Source organism: Pseudomonas fluorescens, assembly GCF_900636825.1.
GTDB classification, from domain to species: domain Bacteria; phylum Pseudomonadota; class Gammaproteobacteria; order Pseudomonadales; family Pseudomonadaceae; genus Aquipseudomonas; species Aquipseudomonas fluorescens_BG.
In genome coordinates this window covers 5,348,700-5,363,498 of the sequence record NZ_LR134318.1, presented here as the reverse complement: position 1 = coordinate 5,363,498, position 14,799 = coordinate 5,348,700, and the positions used below count along the sequence as shown (strand labels likewise).

At 60.6% G+C, this 14,799-nt stretch carries 13 protein-coding genes; 12 read left to right on the top strand and 1 reads right to left on the bottom strand.

Features of this window, described 5'->3' with window-relative positions:
* Positions 1 to 114 precede the first annotated feature (114 nt).
* From EL257_RS24550 to EL257_RS24540, 3 genes are read left to right on the top strand one after another with little or no spacing between them, the layout of a single operon-like run.
* Positions 115 to 1,134 (top strand): aminoglycoside phosphotransferase family protein, encoded by a 1,020-nt coding sequence (locus EL257_RS24550; RefSeq protein ID WP_126366919.1) that lies wholly within the window; start codon positions 115 to 117, stop codon positions 1,132 to 1,134.
* Entirely contained in the window at positions 1,131 to 1,802 is a 672-nt protein-coding gene (murU, locus tag EL257_RS24545; protein WP_126366917.1) for an N-acetylmuramate alpha-1-phosphate uridylyltransferase MurU, read from the top strand. Before EL257_RS24550 ends, murU begins: the two co-directional genes overlap by 4 nt.
* Before the next feature lies 1 nt (position 1,803).
* Positions 1,804 to 2,571, top strand: a complete 768-nt coding sequence (locus tag EL257_RS24540; RefSeq protein ID WP_126366915.1) for a TerB family tellurite resistance protein — start codon at positions 1,804 to 1,806, stop codon at positions 2,569 to 2,571.
* 97 nt (positions 2,572 to 2,668) lie between these two features.
* On the opposite strand, the gene EL257_RS24535 is transcribed toward EL257_RS24540, so the two are convergent.
* A complete protein-coding gene (locus EL257_RS24535) occupies positions 2,669 to 3,658 on the bottom strand; it encodes an alpha/beta hydrolase family protein (protein WP_126366913.1) in 990 nt (329 codons plus the stop codon).
* Positions 3,659 to 3,731: 73 nt separating this feature from the next.
* Between EL257_RS24535 and EL257_RS24530 the strand changes: the two genes are divergently transcribed.
* From EL257_RS24530 to EL257_RS24490, 9 genes are all read left to right on the top strand, one after another.
* Positions 3,732 to 6,125, top strand: coding sequence for a PAS domain-containing sensor histidine kinase (locus EL257_RS24530; RefSeq protein WP_126366911.1), 2,394 nt, complete (start codon positions 3,732 to 3,734; stop codon positions 6,123 to 6,125).
* A gap of 105 nt (positions 6,126 to 6,230) precedes the next feature.
* On the top strand, positions 6,231 to 6,860 hold the full coding sequence (locus EL257_RS24525) for a response regulator transcription factor (protein WP_008085218.1): 630 nt from the start codon (positions 6,231 to 6,233) through the stop codon (positions 6,858 to 6,860).
* A 321-nt stretch (positions 6,861 to 7,181) separates the two neighbouring features.
* Positions 7,182 to 8,306: an ABC transporter ATP-binding protein gene (locus tag EL257_RS24520; RefSeq protein WP_126366909.1), complete on the top strand. Its 1,125-nt coding sequence runs from the start codon at positions 7,182 to 7,184 to the stop codon at positions 8,304 to 8,306.
* Positions 8,307 to 8,354: 48 nt separating this feature from the next.
* Positions 8,355 to 9,398, top strand: coding sequence for an ABC transporter substrate-binding protein (locus EL257_RS24515; RefSeq protein WP_038363355.1), 1,044 nt, complete (start codon positions 8,355 to 8,357; stop codon positions 9,396 to 9,398).
* A gap of 318 nt (positions 9,399 to 9,716) precedes the next feature.
* Positions 9,717 to 10,964, top strand: coding sequence for an ABC transporter permease (locus EL257_RS24510; protein ID WP_126366907.1), 1,248 nt, complete (start codon positions 9,717 to 9,719; stop codon positions 10,962 to 10,964).
* A gap of 12 nt (positions 10,965 to 10,976) precedes the next feature.
* Positions 10,977 to 11,801: an ABC transporter permease gene (locus EL257_RS24505; protein WP_008084123.1), complete on the top strand. Its 825-nt coding sequence runs from the start codon at positions 10,977 to 10,979 to the stop codon at positions 11,799 to 11,801.
* Between the two features lie 197 nt (positions 11,802 to 11,998).
* Positions 11,999 to 13,147, top strand: a complete 1,149-nt coding sequence (locus EL257_RS24500) for an iron-containing alcohol dehydrogenase (RefSeq protein WP_126366905.1) — start codon at positions 11,999 to 12,001, stop codon at positions 13,145 to 13,147.
* A gap of 114 nt (positions 13,148 to 13,261) precedes the next feature.
* Entirely contained in the window at positions 13,262 to 13,936 is a 675-nt protein-coding gene (gene rpe / locus EL257_RS24495) for a ribulose-phosphate 3-epimerase (protein ID WP_007918813.1), read from the top strand.
* The gene (locus tag EL257_RS24490) at positions 13,933 to 14,751 is read left to right on the top strand and encodes a phosphoglycolate phosphatase (protein ID WP_126366903.1); all 819 of its coding nucleotides are present in this window, start codon (positions 13,933 to 13,935) and stop codon (positions 14,749 to 14,751) included. The genes rpe and EL257_RS24490 overlap by 4 nt, the downstream gene beginning before the upstream one ends.
* Positions 14,752 to 14,799: the final 48 nt, after the last annotated feature.

Genomic DNA, 14,799 nt, shown 5'->3' with positions numbered 1-14,799 from the left:
TCCTGCGTGCCATCTGCCCGCGGTGTGGGCCGCACGCCTCTCGATGGTCTGAAAAAGATGCTGGATAATAAAGCATGACCCGCTTGACGGCTAGCGCCGTCGGAGACCCTTGCAATGCCTGATCAAGATGTACGCTTGCAACACCTGAAAGTTTGGCTCGATGAGCAGTTGGCAATCCTCTTTGCTGATCAGGCTTGGGGCTCCGTGCCCCCGGCTACGTTGACTGCGGCCAGCAGCGACGCGAGTTTCCGCCGTTATTTTCGCTGGGAGGGCGGCGGTCGCAGCTTCGTCGTGATGGACGCGCCACCGCCTCAGGAAAACTGCAAACCGTTTGTGGATATTGCTTTTTTGCTGGCGAAGTCCGAAATAAATGTGCCGAAAATTTATGCCGAAGACCTCGAACGCGGATTTCTTTTGCTCAATGACCTGGGCAACAAGACCTATCTCGACGTAATTGACGGTGAAAATGCCGACGCGTTATTTGCCGATGCCCTGCAAGCCTTGCTGGCATTTCAGCAATTGCCGATGGTCGCGCCGCTGCCGAGCTATGACGTCGCTCTGCTGCGCCGCGAGCTGGAATTGTTCCCCGAGTGGTACGTGAAACATGAACTGGGCGTCGAATTCGATTCGGCACAACAGCAACAGTGGCACCGCATCAGCGACTTGCTGATCGACAGCGCTCTGGCTCAGCCGAAAGTGTTGGTGCACCGCGACTACATGCCGCGCAACCTGATGCTCAGCGAACCGAACCCCGGCGTGCTGGATTTCCAGGACGCGGTCTATGGTCCGGTGACTTACGACGTGACCTGCCTGTTCAAGGACGCCTTCCTCAGTTGGCCTGAAGAGCGCGTGCGCGGCTGGCTGGAAAGTTATTGGCAGCAAGCTTCGGCGCTGGACATTCCAGTGCAGGCAGATTTCGAAGACTTCCTGCGTGCCAGCGACCTGATGGGCGTGCAGCGCCATCTGAAAGTCATCGGCATCTTTGCGCGCATCTGTCATCGCGACGGCAAGCCACGCTATCTGGCCGACGTGCCGCGCTTCTTCTCCTATATAGAAGCAGTGATCGCTCGTCGCCCCGAGCTGGCGGAACTGCAAGCGCTGTTCAGCAGCTTGCGTGCTGGAGCGACGGCATGAAGGCAATGATTCTCGCGGCGGGCAAAGGCGAGCGCATGCGCCCGCTGACCCTGACCACGCCGAAACCGCTGGTGCGCGCCGGCGGTGTACCGCTGATCGAATATCACTTGCGCGCCCTCGCGGCCGCCGGCTTCAACGAGATCGTCATCAACCACGCGTGGCTCGGTCAACAGATCGAAGATTACCTGGGGGACGGCTCGCGCTTCGGGCTGAGCATTCAGTATTCGCCGGAAGGCGAGCCACTGGAAACCGGCGGCGGGATTTTCCGTGCGCTGCCGCTGCTCGGCGACGATGCGTTTGTGGTGGTCAACGGCGACATCTGGACCGATTACGACTTCAGCGTGCTGCACCAGCCGATCAATGGCCTGGCGCATTTGGTGCTGGCCGACAATCCGGCGCATCACCCGAACGGTGATTTCATGCTGGTCGATGGGAAAGTGCAGGACGGCGAGCCTGATGCAGCGACTCTGACCTACAGCGGCATCGCCGTGCTTCATCCGCAGCTGTTCGATGGTTGCAACGCTGGCGCCTTCAAGCTCGCGCCGCTGTTACGCAAAGCCATGGCTGACGGCGAAGTGTCGGGCGAGCGCCTGAAAGGTCACTGGGTCGATGTGGGTACCCATGACCGTCTGGCCGAAGCTGAAACCCTGATAGAAGCGAGTCGCTGACATGTTGTGGCCAGGGACTCTGATTGGAGCCGGAGTGGGGTATGCGATCGCCAGCATTCCGGGGGCCATGCTTGGCGCTTTGTTGGGGCAGGCGCTGGATCGGCGGCTGCATTTGCAAAGCTGGGGGCATTTACGGGAAAAGCTCGGCGGTCGGCCGATGTTGCGTAACGACGAACTGTTGTTTGTGCTGCTCGGGCGCTTGGCGAAGAGCGACGGTCGGGTCACCGACGGGCATATCCAGCAGGCGCGCAACGAAATGCGCGCGCTGGAGATGAGCGACCCGGCGATGCGTCGGGCGATCGCGGCGTTCAATCGTGGCAAGGCCGGCAGCGACAGTCTGCGTGGTTACCTGCGCCGTCTCAGTGCCCAGCCGCACGCTGCCGAGGGCGTGTTGCGCGCCTGTTGGCGGATGGTCTGGGCCGACGGCCGCGCGGGTGTCAGCGAGCGTGAATTGCTGGCGCAGTGGGGCAAGTGGCTGGGCTGGACGCCGCAGCAAGTGCAAGCGCTCGCAAGTGATTACGAACCGGGCAAGCGGCCAACCGTCAGTGCGGCGGTGAGTTATCAGGAAGCGATGAAATTGCTTGGCGTATCGGCGACCAGTGAGCCCGCGCAGATCAAGCGCGCTTACCGGCGCCTGTTGAGTCGACATCATCCGGACAAGATTGCCGGTACGGGGGCCACGGCAGCGCAAGTGCGTGAGGCGACCGAGCGGACGCGTGAGTTGCACAATGCGTATACGTTGATTCGGCAGCGGCGAGATTTTCGCTGACCCTTGAAGATCAAAAGATCGCAGCCTTCGGCAGCTCCTGCCTTTGGAATGCATTTTTCCTGTAGGAGCTGCCGAAGGCTGCGATCTTTTGCTTTTATCAGTCCGTATTTTGTGGGCTCAACCAGCCGCGCACCCGGCGGAACAATTGCTCCTGTTCAGCTCTTTTATCGGGCAAGGCCCGCAGCGCAACCTGGCTGAACGACGACGTCTTCAAACGCTTGCTGGCCTGCATGCGTTCCAGTGCGGCATTGCGATCCGTCGGCTTGTCCATGTAGAAAATATCCGCGGTCGGCAGTTTCAGGGTCGGCGTCAGTTCAGCGAGCGGCGGTTTGGCCCTGGCTGGCGTTTGCGCGTCCACCATTACCAGCTTCTCTACCTGTGCGCTCTGTCTCTCGCTCAGATAACGTGCCGCCCAATAGGCCCCGGTACCGTGGCCGAGCACGACGATACTGCGTGCACTTTGCTGTTCGGCGTAAGCAATGGCCGCGTCGATGCGCGCGAAGATTCGCTCGCCGTCGGCTTTTTCCTGTTCTTCCACGGTGTCGGCGACGACTTGATCGGCAACTTCGGCTTCACCGCCTGCTGCCTGTTCGATCGGTTGTGCGGTGGTCGCATCCTTGCTCCCGGTTTCCGGCGCTTTTGCTGCGGCAGCGGGCTCGACGACGCGCGGCGCGATGACATCTGTTTGCAGGTCCGGCAGGGTGATACTCAGGCTGCTCCATCCTGCGTCTGGCAATTTGCGCCGCAACGGGCCGATTGCCTGCGGCCAGTCAGCGGTTTCACCCGCGCCGGGGACGATAATCACCGCACCCTTGGGCTCGGCAGTGTTGGCGGTTTTCCACAGGGCAAGAAATGTGTCGCCTCCGGCCTGCAACTGTTGCTGCTCTTGCGCCGCAATCGTGCGCCCGAGTGCTGCCGCTTCTTCCTGACTACGCTCAAGCAATGGCTGGCGTTCAGCGGGTTTGTCTTCGGCAGGTTTTTCCGCCGCGGCGGCGGGTGCCGGATCGGCGGCGTTAACGGAAAACGCACAAGGCAGGATCAGCGACAGGCACAATGCTGGCATTGCCAGGCGGTAAACAAAGGGCATCGGTCATTCCAGGCCAGAAAGTATCCCGGCAGCCTAATGGGTTGGTCAGAATTTGTCAGTGTATGAGACTTCAATGAAGCGAGTTTGCTGCCTGTGGGTTATCGGCTGGTTGTGGTTTCCCTTGATGGGCTGGGCGGCGCCTGCGCCAGCCGCGCATGTCCCTCAGCTGTCAGCGAGCCAGCAACAATGGCTGGCGCAACACAATGAGCTGCGCGTTGGCCTGGTGTTGCAGGCCCCGTACGCGACCTACGACCGACGTTTGCAGCGGCTGTCCGGTGCTAACGTCGAGTTGATGAAGCTGCTGGCGAAAACGCTGGGCGTGGAAATGAGCTGGCGCAACTTTCAGGACCTCGGGCAGTTGGAAAGCGCTTTGCGCGACGGCGAAATCGACATTGCCCCCGGCCTCAGCCAAACCCCCAGCGCTCTGAGGCTTTGGCATTTTTCCGATCCTTACATGCGCGTGCCGCAACTGGTGGTCAGCGATCAGAAAAGCAGCGGCGCAGTCGATCTGGAAAAACTCGACAGCCAGACGCGCGTCGCCGTGCGCATGCCGAGTACCACCGCCGATTATCTGCGCAGCAACTATCCGCACCTGAATCTGCAAGGCGTGCCGCTGGAGCGTCAGGCCTTGCAGTTGCTGCTCAGCCAGCAAGCGTCTTACGCGGTGGTCGATGAAGCGCAGTTGGGGCGCTTGTCCGTGGAGCCGGAGTTCGCTGAAATGGTGGTGGTCGGCGATATCGGCCTGCCGCAACTTTTACGCGTGGCCTCGCGCCGGGATTGGCCAGAGCTGGCCGCGATCGTCCAGAGTGCGTTGCGCGCCATCCCGGCCAAGGATCTGGAGCACCTGCACAATCAATGGCTACAGCCGAAATACCCGCGGCTGTCGGAGTCGCCGGGGTTCTGGCAGAACCTCAGCCTTTTGTTCGCGGTGATGCTACTCAGTTGTGTAGCCATTGTGTTGTGGCAGCGTCGCCAGCAGCACAGCCTCGAACAACGCTTGCTCGCCGCCCGCGAAGATATCGCCCAACGCGCTGCCAGTGAGGAAGCGTTGCGGTTGACGCAGTTCTCCATCGATCAAAGTACGGTCGGCATCCTTTGGGTCAACTGGGACAGCCATGTGCGCTACGCCAACCGAGCGGCCGAAGTCATGCTCGGTTATCCCGCCGGCGGTTTGCTTGAGCGGCCGCTGATCGACTTCGAGCCCGGCCTGCACATGGACCGCTGGCTCAATCTGTGGAAGCGTGCGCGGGCCAGTGAGGAAGGGCCATTGAGTTTCGAAACCAGCTGCGTGCGCGCCGATGGCAGTGTTTTGCCCGCCGATGTGTCACTGAGTTTTCTGCGTTTTCGCGACAGTGAATACCTGGTGGTCTACCTCACCGACGTCACCGACCGCCGCCGCGCATTGGCGGCGCTGCAGGAAAGTGAAGCGCGCCTGCAAGGCATCGCCGCCAACGTCCCGGGGCTGGTGTTTCGTCTGGAGCGGGCGCCTGTCACCGGGCAGATCGACTTTGCCTACATCAGCGAGGGCAGCGAGAGTCTGGTGGGTTACGCGCCCGCCGCCATCGCCCATCGCGACATGGGCTTGCGCAGTCTGGTGCATCCCGACGACAAAGCCAGTTATCACCGCACCCAGGACCAAGCGCTCGACACTGACAGCGACTGGTCATGGCAGGGCCGAATCGTCACCCGACAAGGCGAGCAGCGCTGGGCCGAGATCAAAGCAATCACCCGGCAACTGGAAGACGGCGCTTACGTGTGGGACGGCATCGTCTGGGACATCAGCGAAAGTAAACGCATCGAACTCGAACTGGCGGCCTCGCGCGAACAACTGCGTGAACTGTCGGCGCACCTGGAGAGCGTGCGCGAAGAAGAGAAAGCGCGCATCGCTCGCGAAGTGCACGATGAGTTGGGCCAGATGCTCACGGTGCTGAAACTGGAGACATCGATGTGCGAATTGGCCTACGCGCAACTCGACCCGGGTCTGAACGAACGGCTGAACAGCATGAAACGTCTGATCGCTCAATTGTTCCAGTTGGTCCGCGATGTCGCGACCGCATTGCGCCCGCCGATTCTGGATGCCGGGATTGCATCGGCGATCGAGTGGCAGGCGCGGCGATTTGAAGCGCGCACACAAATTCCGTGTCTGGTGCGGGTACCGGACAATCTGCCGACGCTCAGCGACGCCAAGGCGATCGGTCTGTTCCGCATTCTGCAGGAAGCGCTGACCAATGTGATGCGTCATGCTCAGGCGCATACTGTGGAACTGACGCTGGCGTTGGAAGACGATGAACTGTGTCTGACGGTCGCCGATGATGGCGTAGGATTCGTCGCCGACGAGGGTCGGCCGACTTCGTTTGGTCTGGTCGGCATGCGCGAGCGGGTGTTGATCATGGGCGGGCGGCTGGAGCTGGAGAGCGAGCCGGGGGAGGGCACCAGTCTGGTGGTGCGGGTGCCGTTGGATCGCTAAAAGATCGCAGCCTGCGGCAGCTCCTACAGGGGAACGCGATCAGTGTAGGAGCTGCCGCAGGCTGCGATCTTTTGCCCTTAAAAACAACAATCAAGGAGAGTGCAAGTGATCCGTGTACTGGTAGCCGAAGACCACACCATCGTCCGTGAGGGCATCAAGCAATTGATCGGCCTGGCCAAGGATCTGCAAGTGGTGGGCGAGGCGAGCAATGGCGAACAACTTCTCGAAACCTTGCGCCATGTACCGTGCGAAGTGGTGCTGCTCGACATCTCCATGCCTGGAGTCAACGGCCTCGAAGCGATCCCGCGAATCCGTGCACTGAACAATCCGCCGGCGATTCTGGTGCTGTCCATGCACGATGAAGCGCAAATGGCTGCTCGCGCATTGAAGGTTGGCGCGGCCGGGTATGCAACCAAAGACAGCGACCCGGCACTGCTGCTGACCGCCATTCGCAAGGTCGCGGCGGGCGGGCGCTATATCGATCCGGATCTGGCTGATCGGATGGTGTTCGAAGTCGGCCTGACCGATGCGCGTCCGCTGCATTCGTTGTTGTCCGAACGCGAGTTCTCGGTGTTCGAGCGCTTGGCCCAAGGCGCTAACGTCAATGACATCGCCCAGCAACTGGCGCTGAGCAGCAAAACCATCAGCACCCACAAGGCCCGACTGATGCAGAAGCTCAACATCACCTCGCTGGCCGAACTGGTCAAATACGCGATGGAGCACAAGCTCCTCTGAGCCCACCACCGTGTAGGAGCTGCCGAAGGCTGCGATCTTTTGATCCTGTAAACAGCAAAGTCAAAAGATCGCAGCCTTCGGCAGCTCCTACAGGAGACCGCGTTGGCATATTCATTAACGACAAGCGCTTTCGCCTGCTCTTGCGCCTTGCAGCTTGCCCCTTGCCGCTGCGTTTGCCCAAACGCGCCATCCTTGTAGGGCAATCCCTACCCCCAACCTTCCATTGTGCTTAAGCAATTCTCTCCTGCGCCCCGATTTGCGTGCCTGCCGCCAGCCACTAGGCTTGATGAACAAGCAGTCATCAACAACAAAGGTGTGGGTATGAGCCAGGTCGATACAAGCGCAGGGGCCAGTGATGTGCTGGTCAGCTTTCGTGGAGTGCAGAAGAGCTACGACGGCGAGAACCTGATCGTCAAAGACCTCAACCTGGACATTCGCAAAGGCGAATTTCTCACCTTGCTTGGGCCGTCCGGTTCCGGCAAGACCACCAGCCTGATGATGCTCGCCGGTTTCGAAACGCCGACTGCCGGCGAGATTCTGCTGGCCGGGCGCTCGATCAACAACGTGCCGCCGCACAAGCGCGACATCGGCATGGTGTTTCAGAACTATGCGCTGTTCCCGCACATGACCGTCGCGGAAAACCTTGCCTTCCCGTTGACCGTGCGTGGCTTGAACAAAAGCGATGTCAGCGACCGGGTGAAGAAAGTCCTCAGCATGGTCCAGCTCGACGCTTTCGCTTCGCGCTATCCGGCGCAGTTGTCCGGGGGGCAACAGCAACGTGTGGCGCTGGCCCGTGCGCTGGTGTTCGAACCGCAACTGGTGCTGATGGACGAACCACTCGGCGCCCTCGACAAACAACTGCGTGAACACATGCAGATGGAGATCAAACACTTGCACCAGCGTCTTGGCGTGACGGTGGTCTACGTGACCCACGATCAGGGTGAGGCGTTGACCATGTCCGACCGTGTTGCCGTGTTTCATCAGGGCGAGATCCAGCAGATCGCGCCGCCGCGCAGCCTTTACGAAGAACCGAAAAATACGTTCGTCGCCAATTTCATCGGCGAAAACAACCGCCTCAACGGGCGCCTGCTCAGCCAGAGCGGCGAGCGTTGCGTGGTCGAGCTGGGCCGCGGTGAGAAGGTCGAGGCGCTGGCGGTCAACGTCGGCCGGACCGGCGAGCCGGTGACCCTGTCGATTCGTCCGGAGCGCGTCAGCCTCAATGGTTCGAGCGATCAATGCGTCAACCGCTTCTCAGGGAGGGTGGCGGAATTCATCTATCTGGGCGACCACGTCCGGGTGCGCCTGGAAGTCTGTGGCAAGACCGACTTCTTCGTGAAACAACCGATTGCCGAGCTCGATCCAGCGCTCGCCGTCGGCGACGTGGTTCCGCTTGGCTGGCAGGTCGAGCACGTTCGTGCGCTCGATCCTCTTTTAGAGGCGCACTAAGCGCCCCGGCAATACCAACACCAACCCTGCACGTGGAGAGAACAATAAATGTTGAGATCCCTGAAGTTCACCGCCCTGACTCTGGGCCTGATGGGTGCGGCCAGCGCGATGGCCGCCGGCCCGGACTTGACCGTGGTGTCGTTTGGCGGGGCGAACAAGGCCGCGCAAGTCAAAGCTTTCTACGCACCGTGGGAAGCGGCGGGTAACGGCAAGATCGTCGCCGGCGAGTACAACGGCGAAATGGCCAAGGTCAAAGCCATGGTCGACACCAAGAGCGTGTCCTGGGATTTGGTGGAAGTTGAATCGCCAGAGCTGTCCCGTGGTTGCGACGAAGACATGTTCGAACAACTCGACCCGGCCCTGTTCGGCAAGACCGAAGATTACGTCAAAGGCGCGATTCAGCCGTGCGGCGTGGGCTTCTTCGTTTGGTCGACCGTTCTGGCTTACAACGCCGACAAGCTGAAAACCGCACCAACAAGCTGGGCGGATTTCTGGGACACCAAGAAATTCCCGGGCAAGCGTGGCCTGCGTAAAGGCGCCAAGTACACCCTCGAGTTCGCCTTGATGGCCGACGGCGTGGCGCCGAAAGACGTCTACAAAGAGCTGGCGAGCAAGGGCGGCCAGGATCGCGCCTTTAAAAAGCTCGATGAGCTGAAACCGAGCATTCAGTGGTGGGAGGCCGGTGCACAACCGCCGCAGTACCTCGCGTCCGGTGACGTGGTGATGAGTTCGGCCTACAACGGTCGCATCGCCGCAGTGCAGAAAGAATCCAATCTGAAAGTGGTGTGGAACGGCGGCATTTACGACTTCGACGCCTGGGCCATCCCGAAAGGTCTGGACGCCAAGCGGGCGGAAGCGGCGAAGAAATTCATCGCCTTCTCGGTGCAGCCACAGCAGCAGAAGACCTACTCGGAAAACATCGCCTACGGCCCGGCCAATACCCAGGCTGTACCGCTGCTGGCCAAGGATGTCCTGAAAGACATGCCGACCACCCCGGAAAACATCGCCAACCAGGTGCAGATCGACGTCAGCTTCTGGGCTGACAACGGCGAGCAACTGGAACAGCGCTTCAATTCCTGGGCGGCGAAATAACCCGAGCATACGGACCGATGGCTTTGCGGGTGATCGTTCCCACGTTCTGCGTGGGAATGCCGCCCGGGTCGCTCCGCGTCCCTGTTTGATGCAGAGCGTCACTGGATTCATTCCCACGCAGAGCGTGGGAACGATCATCTCTCGCCCTGTAGGAGCTGCCGCAGGCTGCGATCTTTTGACTTTGCCTGTTCAAGATCAACAGATCGCAGCCTCGTTGCACTCGTCAGCTCCTACAGGTGCGACGCTTTTCCTGTGTGTTGATGTAATGCGGTGTCGCCATGGGTGATGCCGTCCATCCAAAGATTTGCGGAGTACGTCATGGCCATCGCCGTTCCCCTGAACGAGGGCGCCAGCCCCACCTTGAAGCAGAAGCTCAAGCGCGCCGAGCGGGTCAACCGCTGGAAGGCTCAAGCGTTGATTGCGCCGCTGGTGCTGTTTCTGCTGCTGGTATTTCTGGTGCCGATCGTGGCGCTGCTCTATAAAAGCGTCGGCAACCCGGAAGTGGTTGGCGGCATGCCGCGCACCGTAGCGGCCATCGCCGGTTGGGACGGCCGTGGTCTGCCCGCCGAACCGGTCTACAAGGCCGCCAGCGAAGACCTCGCCGAAGCGCGCAAAAACCAGACGCTGGGCGATCTGTCCAAGCGCTTGAACATGGAGTTGGCCGGCTATCGCAGCCTGCTGACCAAAACCGCCCGGGCGCTGCCATTCGCCAGCGAACCGACATCATATAAAGAAGCCTTGGAAGGTCTCGACGAACGCTGGGGCGACCCGGCCTATTGGCAAGCAGTCAAACGCAACACCAGCAGCATCACGCCTTATTACCTGCTCGCATCGGTCGATCATCGCATCGACGACCTCGGTGAAATCGCCCCGGCCACCCCGGATCAGGCGATCTATCTGGATATTTTTGCCCGCACCTTCTGGATGGGCCTGGTCATCACCGTGATTTGCCTGGTACTTGCTTATCCACTGGCCTACCTGCTGGCGAACCTGCCGTCGCGGCAAAGCAACCTGCTGATGATTCTGGTGCTGCTGCCTTTCTGGACATCGATTCTGGTGCGGGTTGCCGCGTGGATCGTGCTGTTGCAATCCGGCGGCCTGATCAACAGTGCGTTGCTGGCCATGGGCATTATCGATAAGCCACTGGAACTGGTGTTCAACCGCACCGGCGTATACATCTCGATGGTTCACATCCTGTTGCCGTTCATGATTCTGCCGATCTACAGCGTGATGAAAGGCATCTCGCCGACCTACATGCGCGCGGCGATTTCCCTCGGCTGCCATCCGTTCGCCAGTTTCTGGCGGGTGTACTTTCCGCAGACCTACGCGGGTGTCGGCGCCGGGTGTCTGTTGGTGTTCATCCTCGCCATCGGCTACTACATCACCCCGGCGCTGCTCGGCAGCCCGAACGACCAGATGGTCAGCTACTTCGTCGCCTTCTACACCAACACCAGCATCAACTGGGGCATGGCCACTGCACTGGGCGGACTGTTGCTGTTGGCGACCGTGGTGCTTTATCTGATTTACAGCTGGCTGGTGGGCGCCAGTCGCCTGCGCCTGAGCTAAGGGGAATTCGAAATGCTGAGTCCTTATATGTCGCCCATCGAACGGGTGTGGTTCTACAGCCTGCGGATTCTCTGCGGCCTGATTCTGTTGTTCCTGATTCTGCCGGTGCTGGTGATCATTCCGCTGTCGTTCAATTCGGGCAGTTTCCTGGTCTATCCGCTGCAAGGCTTCTCGCTGCAGTGGTATCACGATTTCTTCGCCTCGGCGGAGTGGATGCGCGCGCTGAAGAACAGCATCATCGTTGCCCCGGCCGCGACCGTGCTGGCGATGATCTTCGGCACCCTGGCGGCGATCGGCCTGACCCGTGGCGATTTTCCCGGCAAGGCGTTGGTGATGGCGCTGGTGATTTCACCGATGGTGGTGCCGGTGGTGATCATCGGCGTAGCGAGTTATCTGTTTTTCGCGCCGCTGGGCCTGGGCAACAGCTTCTTCTCGCTGATTGTCGTGCACGCGGTGTTGGGTGTGCCGTTTGTGATTATCACGGTTTCGGCGACGCTGCAGGGCTTCAATCACAATCTGGTGCGTGCGGCAGCCAGCCTGGGCGCTTCGCCATTGACCGCGTTCCGCCGGGTGACATTGCCGTTGATTGCGCCAGGGGTAATTTCCGGCGCGCTGTTTGCCTTTGCGACTTCGTTTGATGAGGTGGTGGTGACGCTGTTTCTTGCGGGGCCTGAGCAGGCGACATTGCCTCGGCAGATGTTCAGCGGGATTCGCGAGAACCTCAGCCCGACGATTGCGGCGGCGGCGACGTTGCTGATTGCCTTCTCGGTCATCCTGCTGCTGACCCTGGAATGGCTGCGCGGGCGCAGCGAAAAACTGCGCACCGCCCAGGTCTGACGCCAACTTCATGTAGGAGCTGCCGAAGGCTGCGATCTGTTGATCTTTGTTTTTTTAAGACCAAAATCAAAAGATCGCAGCCTTCCGCAGCGCCTACAGGAGATAGTCGTTGGTCATTCATGACCTGAATAGCAGACAACCCCAAATCCCCAGCTAATCTTGTGCCCAGCTCCCACATCTATAAGAGGCTGCGCACCATGAGTCTGTCCCAGTTCAAAATCGCTCATAAACTCATCACGGGGGCCGCAGCCATCGAGCAACTGGCCGCTGAGCTCACGCGCCTTGATATCGACAACCCGCTGATCGTCACCGACGCCGCGCTGGTTAAATCCGGCACTGTGGAACTGGCGCTGGTGCAACTCGGTGGTCGCGATTACGAGATTTTCGACCGCGTGCTGCCAGACCCGGAAATCGCCATCGTCGAAGACTGCATGCGCGTGTACCGCGACGGCGGGCATGACGGTTTGATCGGCCTCGGTGGCGGTAGCGCTATCGACATCGCCAAAAGTGTCGCCGCATACGCCGGTTACCACGGCGCACTGGAGGATCTGTTCGGCGTCGATCAGGTGCCACGCAAAGGCCCGCCGTTGATCGCCATCCCGACCACTGCCGGCACTGGCTCAGAAGTCACTAACGTGGCGATTCTTTCCGACAAGGTCGCGCAACTGAAGAAGGGCATCGTCAGCGACTATCTATTGCCCGACGTGGCGCTGGTCAGCCCGCAAATGACGCTGACCTGCCCGCGCAGCGTCACCGCCGCCAGTGGCGTCGATGCATTGGTGCACGCGATCGAATCCTATCTGTCGGTGAATGCCTCGCCGATCACCGACTCGCTGGCCATCGGCGCCATCAAGCTGATCGCCAAAGCCCTGCCCAAGGCCTACGCCAACGGTGCCAACCTGCAAGCGCGCGAAGATATGGCCACCGCCAGCCTGATGGCCGGCATGGCGTTCGGCAATGCCGGGGTTGGCGCGGTGCACGCGCTGGCGTATCCGCTGGGCGGGCGCTTCAACATTGCCCATGGTGTGAGCAATGCCTTGCTGCTGCCCTACGTGATGAACTGGAACAAAATGGCCTGCGTCGAACGCATGCAGGATATTGCCGAAGCCATGGGCGTGAAGACCGCGCATCTGAGTGCCAGCGAAGCCGCGGACAAAGCCGTGCAGGCCATGAGCGATCTGTGCGCAGCGGTGGAAATTCCCGCCGGGCTGCGCAGTTTTGGCGTGCCCGAAGACGCGATCCCGGCCATGGCCGTCGAGGCCGCCGGCATCGAGCGTCTGATGCGCAACAACCCGCGCAAACTCAGCGCCGTCGACATCGAGAAGATCTACCGCGCCGCCTACTGATGCACGCTCGCTTCGGGCTCATGGCACAACCCAATCATCGCAGTCCCGGTGCGCGCGCGGAAACTTGAGGTATACAATGCGCGCCATCGTGATTTAGCTCAGAAAAGGTGCGTCATGCAGCCCTTCGTAATTGCTCCGTCGATTCTCTCCGCCGACTTCGCCCGCCTCGGCGAGGAAGTGGACAACGTTCTGGCCGCTGGCGCCGACTTCGTCCACTTCGACGTCATGGACAACCACTACGTGCCCAACCTGACCATCGGCCCGATGGTCTGCGCGGCGCTGCGCAAGTACGGCGTTACCGCGCCGATCGATGCACACTTGATGGTCAGCCCGGTGGATCGCATCGTCGGCGACTTCATCGAGGCTGGCGCGACCTACATCACCTTCCACCCGGAAGCCACGCTGCACGTCGATCGCTCGCTGCAGTTGATCCGCGAGGGCGGTTGCAAGTCCGGTCTGGTGTTCAACCCGGCGACCCCGCTGGACGTGCTCAAGTATGTGATCGACAAGGTCGACATGGTTTTGCTGATGAGCGTCAACCCAGGCTTCGGCGGACAGAAGTTCATCCCCGGCACCCTCGACAAATTGCGTGAAGCACGGGCGATCATCGACGCTTCGGGTCGCGACATCCGCTTGGAAATCGATGGCGGCGTCAACGTCAACAACATCCGCGAAATAGCTGCGGCCGGTGCTGACACTTTTGTCGCCGGCTCGGCGATCTTCAACGCGCCGAACTATCAGGAAGTCATCGACAAGATGCGTTCCGAACTGGCGCTGGCCCGCCCATGAGCGGATTTGAGCAGCTGTTCCCGGGCAAACTGCCACGGCTGGTGATGTTCGATCTGGATGGCACGCTGATCGACTCGGTTCCAGACCTGGCAGCGGCGGTGGACACCATGCTGCTCACCCTCGGCCGTCCGCCGGCGGGTATCGATGCGGTGCGCGAATGGGTGGGTAACGGCGCACCGGTATTGGTGCGTCGGGCCTTGGCGGGTGGCATCGATGATTCCCAAGTGAACGATGCCGAAGCCGAGCGCGCGCTGGACATCTTCATGGAAGCCTACGGTGCCAGCCATGAGCTGACCGTGGTCTATCCCGGCGTACGCGACACCCTCAAGTGGCTGCACAAGCAGGGCGTGGCCATGGCGCTGATCACCAACAAGCCTGAGCGCTTCGTCGCACCGCTGTTGGATCAGATGAAAATCGGTCGCTATTTCAAGTGGATCATCGGCGGCGATACCCTGCCGCAGAAAAAGCCTGACCCGGCGGCGCTGTTTTTCGTGATGAAAATGGCCAACATTCCGGCCTCGCAATCGTTGTTCGTCGGCGACTCGCGCAGCGATGTGCAGGCGGCGAAAGCGGCGGGGGTCAAGTGTGTTGCGCTGAGCTACGGCTACAACCATGGCCGGCCGATTGCCGAGGAATCGCCGGCATTGGTGATCGACGATTTGCGCAAACTAATTCCCGGTTGCCTGGATCTTGCCGGTGGGATAACGTTGCCCGACGCTTCTCCATCCTCTTCTGGAAACGCCATCGTGGTGGTCACTCGCAAACTCTGGATGAAAGTCATCAAGGCCCTGGCCCGCTGGCGTTGGCGCGCCTGACTTGTTTCTGGCCGGCCTGCCGGCGCGTTTGCATACCTGACTGATTTG